This is a genomic window from Exiguobacterium sp. BG5(2022), from assembly GCF_031844365.1.
Lineage (GTDB): Bacteria > Bacillota > Bacilli > Exiguobacteriales > Exiguobacteriaceae > Exiguobacterium > Exiguobacterium profundum.
On the sequence record NZ_JAUZVB010000001.1, the window covers coordinates 544,827 to 558,647 of the forward strand.

Below are 13,821 nucleotides of genomic sequence, written 5' to 3' on the forward strand. Positions count from 1 at the left end.
GTTATGATGTTCTCGGGATTATTGACCGAGAGGAGGAGGGTATCGGGAACACTCGATACCCGTTTTGTATGAAAAAATCATTACAAATTGCTTTAGACGGACCGGCGGGTGCTGGGAAAAGTACGATTGCCAAGTCGCTTGCGAAACAATTAGGGTATGTGTACATCGATACAGGTGCAATCTATCGGGCGGTAACGTATCGCGCCTTGAACGAAGGGATTGCGCTCGAAGATGGACCAGCACTTGCTCAGATGATCGAGGACATGTCATTACGACTCGTCCCATCGGAAGAGGGACAACGCGTATTTGACGGTGAGGAAGAAGTGACGTCTGTCATTCGCTCGAGTGAAGTGACGAATAACGTCAGTTTCGTCGCACGTCAACCTGAAGTGCGTGATGCCTTGATGGATCTTCAACGTGATTTGGCTAAAGAAGGCGGTGTCGTCATGGACGGCCGCGATATCGGAACACATGTCTTGCCGAATGCCGATTTAAAAGTGTTTATGACCGCTTCGGTCGAAGAACGTGCCCGTCGTCGCCATGAAGAAAATATCTCGAAAGGCATCCCGAGCGACTATGAACAACTGATCGAAGAGATTGCGCTTCGTGACAAACGCGATTCTGAGCGTGAAGTGGCACCTCTCCGTCAAGCTGAAGATGCCCATTTCCTCGATACGACGACGTTGTCCATTGACGGAGTGGTTCAAGCAATTGAACGATTAATTGAAGAGGTGAAAGCATGAGCAAGCCATTAAACAATGGACCGTTCGGCATGTATCGATTGGCGAGAGGCGTCGTGAACGTCATTCAACGCTTCTCGTTTCAGGTCGAATTCATCGGTCGGGAGAATGTTCCGATGGACGGGTCGATCCTTGTCTGTTCGAACCATCAGTCAAATTGGGACCCGGTGCTTCTCGCATGTGCGATTCCAAAGCAGCGTCCGCTCCGATTTTTTGCGAAGAAAGAACTTTTTAGTGTCCCGGTACTGAAGCATATTTTGAAGCGTGCAGGTCAGATTCCAGTATCTCGTGGGGAAGGTGACCGACAAGCGCTTCGTGTCGTGCTTCAAAAGTTGAAAGAGGATGAAGTCATCTCTATCTTTCCGGAAGGAACGCGTTCAAAAGACGGTACGCTTGGAAAGGCGCAAGCCGGTGTCGGTTTTTTTGCGATGCGTTCGGATGCACATATTTTACCGATTGCCATCATTGGCAAGTATAAGTTTCGCGCAAAACTCCGTGTCGTTATCGGGAAGCCGATCGACTTGTCAGAATTGAAAGCACGTAAGGCGAGTGCGCAAGAAGCGGCCGACTTGATCATGGATACGATTTCCGAACTCTACTTGAAGCACTCGTTCACGAAGTAAAAAACGGATTGTGGAATTGAGGTTTAAACTTCTTTCAATAGAGGTACAATCTTCATAACGCCTTGACAAATTCTCGGAATTATAAGAGATTTATACTAGGTGTAAGCGCCTTTGGCGCTCCTTTTTGTACTCATCGTGAGGGGGTAGTGTTGGAATGGTCGAAGAAATGAAAGATATGCCTGATTTTGAAATTAATCGTGGTCAAATTGTGACCGGAACAGTCGTCAAAATCGAGGATAAGCAAGCGCTGATCGATATCGGTTATAAAACCGAAGCGATTTTGCCAATTAGCGAAGTATCAAGCATGCATCTAGACGATTTAAACGAATCACTCCGAGTGAACGACGAGATTCGTGTCAAAGTGAAAAAGGTCACGGACGAAGAAGTAGTCGTTTCGAAAAAAGACGTCGATGCCGAAGCAGCATGGGATCGCATCGTTGAAAAATTCGAATCAGGTGAAGTGTTTGAAGTGATGGTGAAAGATAAGGTCAAAGGTGGTCTTGTCGTCGATATTGGAATCCGTGGATTTATCCCTGCATCCCTTGTCGAAAGTCACTTCGTCGAAGACTTCTCGTCATACTTGAATAACCCAATTACCGTAAAAGTCGTCGAGATTGACCGCGAAAAAAATCGCGTCATCTTGTCACATAAAGCAGTTGTCGAAGAAGAGATGAGCGCGAAGAAATCAGAAACGCTCGAATCGCTTGAAGTCGGACAAGTAATCGAAGGAACAGTCCAACGATTAACTGATTTTGGGGCGTTCGTCGATATCGGTGGCGTGGACGGTCTCGTTCACATCTCGGAAATGGCACATAGCCGCGTCGAGAAGCCGAGCGACGTCGTAACTGAAGGCGACCGCGTGAAAGTGAAAGTGCTCGGGCTCGACTTAGATAATGAAAAAGTGAAACTTTCCATTAAAGAGACACAACCTGGTCCGTGGGAAACCATCGAAGGGAAGATCCAGCCGGGAGATGTCATCGAAGGAACTGTCAAACGTCTCGTGACGTTCGGTGCGTTCGTCGAAGTCGCACCACAAGTGGAAGGTCTGCTTCACATCTCGCAAATTGCGAACCGTCACATCGCGACGCCGTCTGAAGTCTTGTCAGAAGGCCAAGAAGTGAAGGTGAAGGTGCTAGATGTTCATCTCGATGATAAGAAAATCTCATTGTCGATGCGTGCGCTCGAATCATCTGAACCGACTCGTCAAGATGATGATCAAGCGTTACTTGATGAATATAGCGACCAAGGAGGATTCTCTGTCTCGGAATTGACAGGTGATGATTCTTCGGACGACTCTAAATAAGATGATCGTTCAAGCGGGAGTCATGCTCCCGCTTCTTTTTGTATGGTCACTTAATTTTGCCTGTGATATGATAGGTAAGTTGCGTTTCGAAATGATGAAATGATGAAATTTTGATAGAAAGTTAGTGAGGTGTTGTTATGGGAATTCCAGTAGTGGCCATCGTTGGCCGTCCGAATATCGGAAAATCCACAATTTTTAACCGTATCATCGGTGATCGTGTCTCGATCGTCGATGATAAACCGGGTGTCACACGTGACCGTATTTACGGAACAGGAGAGTGGCTCAACCGTAAGTTCCATTTAATCGATACAGGTGGGATCGAAGTAGGGGACGAGCCGTTGCTCGTTCAAATGCGTCATCAGGCGGAACTCGCCATCGATGAAGCAGACGTCATCATCTTCATGGTGAATGGACGTGAAGGGATCACGGCGGCTGATGAAGAGGTTGCGAACTTGTTGTTCCGTTCGAATAAACCGATCGTTCTTGCCGTCAACAAAGTCGATAACTTTGAAATGCGAGATCTCATGTATGAGTTTTATTCCCTCGGATTCGGAGATCCGTTCCCGATTTCGGGTACGCACGGGTTAGGACTCGGTGACTTGTTAGACCAAGTATTTGAACTCGCTCCAGAAAAAGACGAGTACGAATACAACGAAGACGTGATTCAGTTCTCATTGATCGGTCGCCCGAACGTAGGGAAATCAAGCTTGACGAACTCAATCCTCGGTGAAGAGCGTGTCATCGTTTCAAACATTGCAGGTACGACTCGCGATGCGATTGATACACCGTTCACACGTGACGGACAAGAGTACGTCATCATCGATACGGCAGGTATGCGTAAACGCGGAAAAGTATATGAATCGACAGAGCGTTATAGTGTCATGCGCGCACAAAAGGCGATTGAACGCTCGAACGTGGTTCTCGTCGTCCTCGACGGGGAAGAAGGAATCATCGAGCAGGACAAGCGTGTCGCAGGTCTCGCGCATGAAGCCGGGAAGGCGATTGTCATCGTCGTCAATAAATGGGATGCCGTCGAAAAAGATGATAAGACGATGAAGAAGATGGAAGAGAAGATTCGTCAAGAATTCTTATTCCTCGACTATGCGCCGGTTGTCTTCTTATCAGCGCTCACGTCAAAACGCTTGCAGACATTGTTGCCTGTCATCAAACAAGTGGCAGAAACACATCGCCGTCGTATCTCGACGAGCGTATTGAACGATGTCATCGTCGATGCAGTCGCGATGAACCCGACACCGACGGATAAAGGACAACGATTGAAGATCAACTACGCAACTCAAGTGGCCATCGAGCCGCCGACGTTCGTCTTGTTTGTCAACGATCCTGAGTTGTTGCATTTTTCGTATAAACGTTATTTAGAGAATCAAATCCGTAAAGCATTTGACTTCACCGGGACACCGATTCACATCGTGGCTCGTCAGAAAAACTAATAACGGGGGTGCCACTTATGGCAAACGTAGCTGTCATCGGAGCGGGGAGCTGGGGAACGGCCATCTCGCTCGTGTTAGCGGATAATGGCCATGATGTCCTGCTCTATGGACGTGAACAAGAACATGTGGATGAAATCAATTCGTCACATACGAACTCGTTTTATTTGAAAGACGCGCCATTACCTGAATCAATTCGTGCGACGACGAACTTGAAAGAAGCGTTAGACGGTCGAAGTATCGTCTTTCTCGTCGTGCCGAGTTCGGCGATTCGTCCTGTCTCAAAGGAATTGAACACATTGTTGACGGAACCTGTCACCATCGTTCATGCCGCGAAGGGGATCGAACCAAAAACGCATAAGCGCCTTTCAGAAATCATCGCCGAAGAAATCGATCCTTCTAAGCGTCGGGCAATCGGTGTATTAACTGGACCGACTCATGCTGAAGAGGTTGCGGTCCGTAAACCGACGACCATCACAATCGCATGTGCCGACCTTGATGTCGCGGATGAAGTGCAGGAGCTCCTCACAAACGATCAGTTCCGCGTGTACTTGAATTCTGATGTCGTAGGAGCCGAGTACGGTGGAGCACTGAAAAATATCATCGCCCTAGCGGCGGGTATGACGGATGGGCTTGGTTATGGGGACAACGCGAAAGCTGCCCTCATGACTCGTGGGATTGTCGAAATTGCTCGACTTGGCGTGAAGCTTGGAGCGAACCCGGCCTCGTTCTCAGGATTGACAGGGATCGGAGACTTGATTGTGACGGCGACGTCACAACATAGCCGTAACTGGCGAGCTGGTAACGCCATCGGTCGTGGTGAAAAATTAGAAGACGTTCTCGGGAACATGGGAATGGTCGTCGAAGGCGTCCGTGCCTGTGAAGCAGCCCATTCCCTCGCCAAAGAAGCGGGTGTGGAGATGCCAATCACAGAGGCTCTCTATAACGTGTTGTTTGAAGGGAAGAGTCCTCATGATGAAGTGAAAAAATTGATGAGACGCCCGCAAAAACACGAGATGGAACAAGTTTTTCATTTTGAAGAATAGACAGATTGAGAGAGGAGCTGACGTTTTCGTTCAGTTCCTCGCTTTTTTTTGCTAAACTTGAAGTCTGGAGAACATAGAGAAAGTAGGGGGATAGACGTGACACCGTCACTCATCAAAATGTGGATATCATTCGCAGGGATCGGGGCTTTCGCCATCGCTGCATTAATGGTCGCACTCAGTCATACGAAACTGAGCGGTTGGTTCGCCACGCTCGTCAGACTGATTGCTTTCATCATTTTCTTATTTGGGACTGTAATCATGATTTTTGTCGTCGTCTCAGGACCGACTGGAGGATAAACGTGATGAAAAAAAAGATTGTCGCTATCAGTTTGGTTTTGACGACACTGTTAGCAGGGTGTATGTTTCCTGAATCAGAGCGGGCCAACAATATCCCGTACGAAGATCAATTGAATACGGTACAAAGTGCGGTCGATGCCTATCGTGAGCAATCTGGGGTATTACCAATCAAAACGAAACCAGCAGAAACGCCTCTCATGGAGCGTTACCCAGTTGAATTCGCTCGTCTCGTACCTGGCTATTTAGCGGACCCACCGGCGAATAGTTTCGAAGGTGGCGGGTTGTTCCAATATATCCTCGTCGATGTCGAGACGGAACCGACCGTGAAGCTGATCGACTTGCGTGTGTCTGAGCGGTTGCAACAACTTCAAACGAACATCAACGCATTTCGGGCAAAAGAAGGCAAGTTCCCATTTGACGGATCATTAGGTAAGAATCAGTTCACGCTCGATTATGATAAAATCTTTGTCACAGAAGAGCCGTCCATTCCAAGTCCTTATTCGGATCGTGAACTTCCGATCTATGTGGATGGCACGGGACAACTGTTTGTAGACTATCGCGAAGATGTGAAGGAAGCGCTTCAAAAGACGGATGAGTCACCGGAAATTGGCGAAGATATTCGTTATTTGCTCTATAAAGATGCTCCATTCGCCCCAGCTTATTCGCAAGGATACACAATTGATGAACAAGGAGAAGTCGTTTTTTTAAACAACTGAACCTGTTTTGATAGTGAATGTCGCGAAATCATGCAAAAAATGTTGTCATATCAACGTTTGTACGATATGATTAATCCCGTAAACTCCCTGTGAGAGGAGGTGAATCGTGATGAACAAAACTGAATTGATCCAAGCTGTTACTGAGAAAGCCGATGTTTCTAAAAAAGAAGCAACGAAAATCGTAGAAGCTACGTTTGAATCAATCACTGAAGCACTCCAAAACGGTGAGAAAATTCAATTGATCGGTTTTGGTACTTTTGAAGTTCGTGAGCGTGCTGCCCGTAAAGGTCGTAACCCACGTACAAAAGAAGATATCGAAATTCCAGCGAGCAAAGTTCCTGCATTCAAAGCAGGTAAAGCGCTCAAAGATGCGGTCAAGTAATCTGCAATACATAAGTCGCCGAAAGGCGGCTTTTTTTGTTGGGTTTACGAGTTCGAATGACGTGAATGTGACAAAAATGTGCTATACTATGTCAGAATGACAATGAAGTGGACGAGGGGGGATAGCATGGAACAGTTGACAAATGAATTCGTTGTCACAGACCTTGCTCGTCAAATCGAAACACGTATGAATCATCCCTATTTGACGAAACACGAGGTTGTACCAGCCGTCGACATGTTATTGCTTCGTTGGATGGTCGAGATGATTGATTTGGAATCGATTGAGCATCGACAACTCGTGATGGCAACCTATTTCGCACATCAAGCGCTTGATTTACACGACCAAGTAAACAGTAGCCCGAACGGGTCTTTGGCACGCCAATTAAAAGTGCTCGCCGGGGACTTTGCATCGGCTCAGTTTTATAAAATCTTGACGGACTTTCCATCATCATACAGTGATCGATTCGGTCAGTCTGTACAGCGGGTCAATGCGGCGAAGTGCACCTTATTGCTTGAGAAGAACGTTTCAATGAACGTTTGGCTCGAAGCGAACATCGGATTGATTCAAACACTTTCCGAACTGATTGAACAACCTTATTTGACAACGAGCGGGAAACGAATGATTGAAATGAAAGCGACAGCGCTTAGACAAGACCAAAAGGAGCAACTTACGACGTTGCTCGCGCATGCGGTCGCTTAGAACGGAAAGGATGTTACGCGTTGCAACCGATAGAAAAAGAGCAAAAAGTATACGAAGTATTTCAGTCCATTTCTCCGAGCTACGATACGATGAACTCGATTATCAGCTTCCGACTTCATAAATGGTGGCGACGGACAACGATGAAAAAAATGAACGTCTTTCCGGGGGCTAAATGTTTAGACGTTTGTTGCGGGACTGCTGACTGGACGATTCAATTAGCGGATGCTGCCGGAAACACGGGAGTTGTGAAAGGACTCGATTTTTCAGAGAACATGCTAAAAGTGGGAGAGGAAAAGGTCAAATCTTGGCCGAACATCGAATTGCTTCATGGAAATGCGATGGCTCTTCCGTTTGGTGACAACTCCTTTGACTATGTCACAATCGGATTTGGACTCCGAAACGTTCCGGACTATATGACGGTCTTGCGTGAAATGCACCGTGTCTTGAAACCAGGTGGAACGGTTGTTTGTCTCGAGACGAGCCAACCGACAGCACCGCTTTTTAAAGAGTTGTACCGTTTTTACTTTGGAACGGTCATGCCGCTTTTTGGAAAGGTCTTTGCCGGTTCATACGATCAGTATAAGTGGTTGCAGGAGTCGACCGATCAGTTCCCAGACCGTTTGACTCTCAAGCGGATGTTCGAAGATGCCGGGTTTGAACAAGTCGAAGTGAAGACATTCTCCGGAGGTGCATGTGCCATGCATCTAGGAAAGAAGTGGTGAACCATGTCTTTGAAGCGACTTTATCGTCATATGAACCGAGAGATTGATCAAATCGATCAATTCTTATCTACTCGAGTCAGGACGGACCACCCTGTCATTGAATCGGCATCGCGCCAATTACTCGATGCCGGTGGCAAGCGCATCCGACCCGCCTTCGTCTTACTGAGCGCCGGGTTCGGTGAGACGAAAGATATCCGTTTGACGAAAGTTGCCTCAAGTCTTGAGTTGATTCATATGGCATCACTCGTCCATGACGATGTCATCGACGACGCGATGCTCCGTCGTGGCAAACCAACCGTGATGGAACGATATGATGAAACAGTAGCGATGTATACAGGGAATACGTTATTCGGAGAAGCGATTCGTCTCGTATCCGAAATTGATTCACCAGAAGTGATGCGCATCATGGCAGATACGATGGAACGAATCTGTGTCGGTGAAATCAATCAAATCCAAGATCAATTTGAGTGGGGGCAATCACCGAAGCGCTATTTAGATCGGATTGCGCGAAAGACCGCTCTGTTGATTGAAACGAGTTGTGCGGCAGGAGCTGTCATCTCTGGAGCGTCTCCACAAATCGTGAGGCAATTAAGTCTGTTTGGATATGACATCGGTATGGCTTTTCAAATGACGGATGACTTGCTTGATTTTACCGCTAAGAGTTTTCAGCTCGGTAAGCCGGTCGGGGAAGATTTGAAGCACGGTCATAAAACGTTACCGCTCCTATATTCATCTGAGGATTCCGACTTTTATGAACGTCTCCGTCAAGTGAACGCTTCGACGGATACGGAAGTGACGAAATCTCTCGTCCGGGAAGTGCAACGAAACGGAACGTTAGAACGCAGTCAACGGACGATTGATCGCTACGTCAACCGTGCCATCCGCCGACTAGACGGGTTGCCGGATGTTCCAGACAAGCGGTCGTTAATTGAAATTGCGCAATATATTGGGAAACGCAAATGGTAAATGCCCCATGTAACCCCTTTCAAAAATGTGTTGGACCGTGTACACTAAATACGTACAACGTACACATTTATAGACTTAGGGGGATTTGGGGAATGGAAAAGACATTTTTAATGGTTAAACCTGATGGGGTAAAACGTGGATTGATTGGGGAAATCATCTCACGCTTCGAAAACAAAGGATATACGTTGAACCGTCTCGAAATGGTGACACCGTCAGTTGAGGTCGCAGAGGCACACTACGCAGAGCATAAAGAAAAGCCGTTCTTTGGTGAATTGGTCGAGTTTTTGACTTCTGGTCCTGTCGTTGCGATGGAATGGGAAGGGGAAGACATCGTGGCCGTCTCTCGTTTAATGATCGGGAAGACGAAACCGGTGGATGCTCAACCAGGAACCATTCGCGGTGATTTTGCATCGACGATGTCACAAAATGTGATTCATGGTTCTGATAGTGTGGATAGCGCGGAACGTGAACTCTCACTTTGGTTCGCTGAAGTGGTTTCACACGTTTCATGACTTTTCGAGGGACGGGGAAACCTGTCCCTTTTTGATTCCCTTTGAATCGCCTGAGGTCACAAGAATGCGGAAATGAGAAAGAATTGAGGTTGAAATTGGTGATGAATGATTATGCCATCTTTGTAAAAAAGTTTTATATCAAGTCGGGTATTGACTTGAACTTATATAAAGAGGCGCAGATGAAGCGCCGTATGGTCGCACTACGCGAAAAGAAGGGGTATGCATCGTTTTTAGAGTATTTGAAGGCGATGGATACAGATCGTCAACTTTATGAAGAGTTTCTCGACCGGATGACAATCAATGTGAGTGAATTTTATCGCAACCCGATTCGTTGGCAACAGCTTGAAGAGGATATCCTCCCGCATCTGATTCGCTCGAGTCAAGGGAAGCTTCGCGTATGGAGTGCTGCCTGTTCAACCGGAGAAGAGCCATACTCACTTGCCATGTTGTTGTCGAAACATCTTGCCCCATCTCAATTTTCAATTATGGCTACGGACTTAGATGATGTCGTCATCGAAAAAGCGAAGCAAGGAAAGTACCATGAACGGGCGCTCATCGATTTGCCTGAGGAGTTTCAGAAGCGCTACTTTACCCGTCGTGGCGACGACTATTATATTTCAGATGAAATCAAGCAGCTGGTGACGTTTAAAAAGCATAACTTGTTAGCGGATGTGTACGAACGCAATTTTGATTTGATCGTCTGTCGAAATGTCTTGATTTACTTCACTGAAGAGGCGAAAGAGAAGGTATATACGTCGTTCCAACGGGCGTTACGTCCAGGTGGGATGCTATTTGTCGGTGGGACGGAACAAATTTTCCAACCGAAACGTTACGGCTATGCAATGAAGCAAAGTTTCTTTTATGAAAAAATGGATGGATGAGGTGAACGGATGCGTTATTTGACAGCTGGTGAATCACATGGTCCCGGTCTGACGGTCATCATTGAAGGGGCCCCGGCCGGACTCTCTATAGATATTTCTCAAATCAATGCAGAGTTAAAAAAACGTCAATCGGGTTACGGTAGAGGGCGCCGCATGCAAATCGAGTCCGACCAGGTAGAAGTTCGCTCGGGCATACGGCATGGCGTGACCACAGGTGCACCCATCACATTTTGGATTGAGAATAAAGACCATACGCATTGGAAACACGTCATGCAGGCTGAACCGATTGAGAGCGATATCGAAGTGAAACGCCGCGTCTCTCGACCGAGACCTGGACATGCTGACCTGGTCGGTGGGATGAAATACGACCATCGAGACTTACGTGACGTATTGGAGCGCTCAAGCGCACGAGAAACAGCGGCTCGTGTAGCGGTCGGGGCTTTCTGTAAGCAACTCCTTCAACAAATCGGGGTATCCCTCTTTAGTTATGTCAAAGTGATTGGTGGGGAACGGGCGGAGTCGTGCACATTTGATTCGCTTCAAGAAGCACAAGCGGTCGTTGATGCCTCACCGGTACGTACGTTAGATGAAGAGGCCGCGTTGCGGATGATGCGTCGAATCGATGAGGCCAAGGCAAATGGAGACTCGATTGGTGGAATCGTGTGTACAGAAGTACATGGTGTTGTACCGGGACTTGGCTCGTATGTGCAGTACGACCGTAAACTGGATGCGAAAATCGCACAAGCGGTCATGAGTGTCAACGCATTTAAAGGTGTTGAATTCGGTGAAGGGTTTGAAATGGCGTATCGTCCGGGTTCTGAAGTGATGGACCCGATCGCATACGGTGATGATGGGTATACGCGACTCAGTAACCATCTCGGTGGATTTGAGGGGGGCATGACTACGGGGATGCCAATCCTTTGTTCAGCCGTCATGAAACCCATTCCTACGCTCTATAAACCCTTACAATCGGTCGATATCGATACGAAAGAGGCGTTTTTAGCTCAAATCGAGCGGAGTGACTCGTGCGCTGTGCCTGCCGCTTCCCTCGTCGTTGAGGCAGTCATCGCATTTGAAGTCGCGAAGGAAGTTTGTGAGACGTTCGGGCACGACACGATGGAACGAATCAAACATCGGGTCGATGAGTATCGGGAGGAGTTGCGAGTATGGTAACGATTTCAATCTCAGCATCGACCCCATACGAAGTCGTCTTGGACAATCAGGATCGTTGGATCGATTCAGTTGATTGGTCCAGTTATTCGATGCTATGGGTCGTTACGGATAAACATGTCGAGTCTCTTTACGGAGAGTCGTTCCGTTCTACGTTGAATCTGACCCATTCCCACGTCGTTTCGTCCGTCGTCGAAGCAGGTGATGCGTCGAAATCGCTATCTCAGCTCGAGCAGCTTGTCGCAGAAGGGTTGCGCCACGGATGTGACCGCCAAACACTGATTGTCGCCTTTGGCGGTGGAATGATCGGCGACTTGGCTGGTTTTCTAGCAAGTGTCTACATGCGAGGCGTTCCATACATACAAGTGCCAACGACGATTTTGGCTCACGATTCGGCTGTCGGAGGCAAAGTGGCAGTCAATCACCCCTTTGCGAAAAATGCAATCGGTTCATTCTATCAACCGTCAGGCGTCTATTACAACGTCAGTCGACTGAATACCTTGCCCGTCCAGGAAGTGCGAAGCGGTCTCGGTGAGTTATTGAAACATGCGTACTTATCACGTTACGTCCTCGAATCTTCTTTCGAGGACGACTTGTTTTTAGACTTGAACGAGAACGAACCGTTGGATTGGGTGTCGTGGCTTGCCCGTGGGATTCGAGTGAAACAAACCATTGTCGAGACGGACGAGCGAGAACAAGGCATTCGTGCTTGGCTTAACTTCGGGCATACGTTCGGTCATGCCCTTGAATCGGTGGAAGCCTATCGTATCCCACATGGGGAAGCGGTTTTACATGGGATGGTGTTCGCTTTCCTCGTGTCAGGAGATGAAGTTCGAGCGAAGCGATTGTTCAATTGGATGCGTTCGAACGACGTCACGCCAATCGATTGGCAACCATTCGACCACTACGTGGAAAAAATGATGCTGGATAAAAAGAACCGACATGGTGTAATTCGTTTTGTGTTACTTCGTGAAACGATCACTGTGGAGTCGGTACAGCTCGAACATCTTCGACATACGTTTGAACAGATGAAAGGATGGTGGGAACGATGAGTTTAAACGGTTCTATCCGTGTACCGAGTGATAAATCCATCACACATCGGGCACTGTTATTCGGGATGATGGCGAACGGGACGACGCACGTGCGGAATCCACTCCTCGGTGCCGATTGTCGTTCGACGCTCGAGGTGATTCGATCACTTGGAGCCGACGTGACAGAACTGCAAGACGAACTAGTCATTAAGGGGACTGCGTCTCCGCGCTCGGCACGTCTAGACTGTGGGAATTCAGGTACGACGATGCGCCTACTGATCGGTCTCTTGTCCAGCTATAATGGGTCGTTTGAACTCGTAGGCGATGAATCGTTATCCCGGCGTCCGATGCGACGCGTTACTGAGCCTTTACGAAACATGGGCGCACACGTGACAGGGGATATGGCACCCCTCGTCATCGAAGGAACGACGCTTCGATCCATTGACTATACGTTACCGGTCGCAAGCGCCCAAGTGAAGTCGGCCGTCCTGCTCGCGGGCTTACATGCCTCGGGTACAACGATTGTTCGAGAACCGATGTTGTCACGTGACCATACCGAGCGCATGTTGCCCCTATTCGGTGCGAAGCTATCGATTGTAAACGAGGAAGGGTTACGCGTCATCCGTGTCGAACCCTCGTCATTGACAGGATGTACGGTCGACGTACCGGCAGACCCGTCATCGGCTGCGTTTTTCTGGGCAGGGGCGGCCATGGTGGCAGACAGTTCAGTTATGACGAAGGACGTCTGTTTGAATGAGACACGGATTGGATTTTTACGTACGCTCGAACGGATGGGTGCGAATGTCGTCATTTCGAACGAACGATTGGTCGGTGAAGAACGAGTCGGAGACGTCACGGTCACGACGAGTGAGCTAACCGGCACAGTCGTCGAAAAGGATTTCATTCCTTCACAGATTGATGAATTACCACTGTTCGCACTCGTCGCCTCTCAAGCGAATTCACCGTCCATCGTGAAAGACGCAGCGGAACTGCGCGTGAAAGAAACTGACCGGATTGACGTGGTCGTCTCGGAACTACGGAAGTTAGGTGTGGACATCGTCGGCACTGAGGACGGATTCATCGTCAATCCGAGTCGCCTTCATGGAGGAGATGTCTCGACTTACGGAGACCATCGCTTGTCCATGATGTTACAGATTGCGTCACTCATGACCGATGAAGCCGTTCACATCGAGGGGATCGAGGCATCCGATGTCAGTTATCCTCGATTCCGTGAAGATTTACAACGGGTTCAACGTAAGATAGAATAACGACAAACCGAAGCCCAGGA

At 48.1% G+C, this 13,821-nt stretch carries 16 protein-coding genes; all 16 read left to right on the forward strand.

Translation table 11 applies throughout. The annotated features are described in order from the left end of the window. Positions 1–68 precede the first annotated feature (68 nt). The 16 genes from cmk to aroA all read left to right on the forward strand — a co-directional run bounded on the left by cmk (position 69) and on the right by aroA (position 13,801). A complete protein-coding gene (gene cmk / locus Q9R25_RS02780; RefSeq protein WP_074037194.1) occupies positions 69–743 on the forward strand; it encodes a (d)CMP kinase in 675 nt (224 codons plus the stop codon). Then, on the forward strand, positions 740–1,363 hold the full coding sequence (locus Q9R25_RS02785; protein ID WP_159562123.1) for a lysophospholipid acyltransferase family protein: 624 nt from the start codon (positions 740–742) through the stop codon (positions 1,361–1,363). The genes cmk and Q9R25_RS02785 overlap by 4 nt, the downstream gene beginning before the upstream one ends. Before the next feature lie 154 nt (positions 1,364–1,517). Then, complete coding sequence (gene rpsA, locus Q9R25_RS02790) at positions 1,518–2,666, forward strand: 30S ribosomal protein S1 (RefSeq protein ID WP_214691037.1); 1,149 nt, start codon at positions 1,518–1,520, stop codon at positions 2,664–2,666. A 137-nt stretch (positions 2,667–2,803) separates the two neighbouring features. Continuing rightward, positions 2,804–4,114, forward strand: coding sequence for a ribosome biogenesis GTPase Der (gene der / locus Q9R25_RS02795; RefSeq protein ID WP_015881461.1), 1,311 nt, complete (start codon positions 2,804–2,806; stop codon positions 4,112–4,114). Positions 4,115–4,131: 17 nt separating this feature from the next. Continuing rightward, positions 4,132–5,157 (forward strand): NAD(P)H-dependent glycerol-3-phosphate dehydrogenase, encoded by a 1,026-nt coding sequence (locus tag Q9R25_RS02800; protein WP_196430566.1) that lies wholly within the window; start codon positions 4,132–4,134, stop codon positions 5,155–5,157. A gap of 96 nt (positions 5,158–5,253) precedes the next feature. Continuing rightward, positions 5,254–5,454 (forward strand): DUF2768 domain-containing protein, encoded by a 201-nt coding sequence (locus Q9R25_RS02805; protein WP_015881463.1) that lies wholly within the window; start codon positions 5,254–5,256, stop codon positions 5,452–5,454. A gap of 5 nt (positions 5,455–5,459) precedes the next feature. Then, entirely contained in the window at positions 5,460–6,170 is a 711-nt protein-coding gene (locus Q9R25_RS02810) for a hypothetical protein (RefSeq protein WP_214691036.1), read from the forward strand. Positions 6,171–6,279: 109 nt separating this feature from the next. Continuing rightward, a complete protein-coding gene (locus tag Q9R25_RS02815) occupies positions 6,280–6,552 on the forward strand; it encodes an HU family DNA-binding protein (protein ID WP_015881465.1) in 273 nt (90 codons plus the stop codon). 126 nt (positions 6,553–6,678) lie between these two features. After that, positions 6,679–7,251 carry a heptaprenyl diphosphate synthase component 1 gene (locus Q9R25_RS02820; protein WP_214691035.1) on the forward strand — a complete coding sequence of 191 codons (573 nt, stop codon included), beginning with the start codon at positions 6,679–6,681 and terminating at the stop codon, positions 7,249–7,251. A 20-nt stretch (positions 7,252–7,271) separates the two neighbouring features. Further along, positions 7,272–7,973 (forward strand): demethylmenaquinone methyltransferase, encoded by a 702-nt coding sequence (locus Q9R25_RS02825; RefSeq protein WP_015881467.1) that lies wholly within the window; start codon positions 7,272–7,274, stop codon positions 7,971–7,973. Positions 7,974–7,976: 3 nt separating this feature from the next. After that, a complete protein-coding gene (locus Q9R25_RS02830) occupies positions 7,977–8,939 on the forward strand; it encodes a polyprenyl synthetase family protein (RefSeq protein ID WP_074037186.1) in 963 nt (320 codons plus the stop codon). 92 nt (positions 8,940–9,031) lie between these two features. Next, the gene (gene ndk / locus Q9R25_RS02835; RefSeq protein ID WP_214691034.1) at positions 9,032–9,451 is read left to right on the forward strand and encodes a nucleoside-diphosphate kinase; all 420 of its coding nucleotides are present in this window, start codon (positions 9,032–9,034) and stop codon (positions 9,449–9,451) included. 101 nt (positions 9,452–9,552) lie between these two features. Then, entirely contained in the window at positions 9,553–10,332 is a 780-nt protein-coding gene (locus Q9R25_RS02840) for a CheR family methyltransferase (RefSeq protein WP_159562127.1), read from the forward strand. A 9-nt stretch (positions 10,333–10,341) separates the two neighbouring features. Continuing rightward, on the forward strand, positions 10,342–11,505 hold the full coding sequence (aroC, locus tag Q9R25_RS02845; RefSeq protein ID WP_074037184.1) for a chorismate synthase: 1,164 nt from the start codon (positions 10,342–10,344) through the stop codon (positions 11,503–11,505). Beyond that, entirely contained in the window at positions 11,499–12,554 is a 1,056-nt protein-coding gene (locus tag Q9R25_RS02850; protein WP_311282758.1) for a 3-dehydroquinate synthase, read from the forward strand. The genes aroC and Q9R25_RS02850 overlap by 7 nt, the downstream gene beginning before the upstream one ends. Further along, on the forward strand, positions 12,551–13,801 hold the full coding sequence (gene aroA / locus Q9R25_RS02855) for a 3-phosphoshikimate 1-carboxyvinyltransferase (RefSeq protein ID WP_214691032.1): 1,251 nt from the start codon (positions 12,551–12,553) through the stop codon (positions 13,799–13,801). The genes Q9R25_RS02850 and aroA overlap by 4 nt, the downstream gene beginning before the upstream one ends. Positions 13,802–13,821 lie beyond the last annotated feature (20 nt).

Coding starts and splice junctions, on each gene's coding strand:
- cmk (WP_074037194.1), top strand. CDS start 69: ATGAAAAAATCATTACAAATTGCTTTAGACGGACCGGCGGGTGCTGGG.
- Q9R25_RS02785 (WP_159562123.1), top strand. CDS start 740: ATGAGCAAGCCATTAAACAATGGACCGTTCGGCATGTATCGATTGGCG.
- rpsA (WP_214691037.1), top strand. CDS start 1,518: ATGGTCGAAGAAATGAAAGATATGCCTGATTTTGAAATTAATCGTGGT.
- der (WP_015881461.1), top strand. CDS start 2,804: ATGGGAATTCCAGTAGTGGCCATCGTTGGCCGTCCGAATATCGGAAAA.
- Q9R25_RS02800 (WP_196430566.1), top strand. CDS start 4,132: ATGGCAAACGTAGCTGTCATCGGAGCGGGGAGCTGGGGAACGGCCATC.
- Q9R25_RS02810 (WP_214691036.1), top strand. CDS start 5,460: ATGAAAAAAAAGATTGTCGCTATCAGTTTGGTTTTGACGACACTGTTA.
- Q9R25_RS02815 (WP_015881465.1), top strand. CDS start 6,280: ATGAACAAAACTGAATTGATCCAAGCTGTTACTGAGAAAGCCGATGTT.
- Q9R25_RS02820 (WP_214691035.1), top strand. CDS start 6,679: ATGGAACAGTTGACAAATGAATTCGTTGTCACAGACCTTGCTCGTCAA.
- Q9R25_RS02830 (WP_074037186.1), top strand. CDS start 7,977: ATGTCTTTGAAGCGACTTTATCGTCATATGAACCGAGAGATTGATCAA.
- ndk (WP_214691034.1), top strand. CDS start 9,032: ATGGAAAAGACATTTTTAATGGTTAAACCTGATGGGGTAAAACGTGGA.
- Q9R25_RS02840 (WP_159562127.1), top strand. CDS start 9,553: ATGAATGATTATGCCATCTTTGTAAAAAAGTTTTATATCAAGTCGGGT.
- aroC (WP_074037184.1), top strand. CDS start 10,342: ATGCGTTATTTGACAGCTGGTGAATCACATGGTCCCGGTCTGACGGTC.
- Q9R25_RS02850 (WP_311282758.1), top strand. CDS start 11,499: ATGGTAACGATTTCAATCTCAGCATCGACCCCATACGAAGTCGTCTTG.
- aroA (WP_214691032.1), top strand. CDS start 12,551: ATGAGTTTAAACGGTTCTATCCGTGTACCGAGTGATAAATCCATCACA.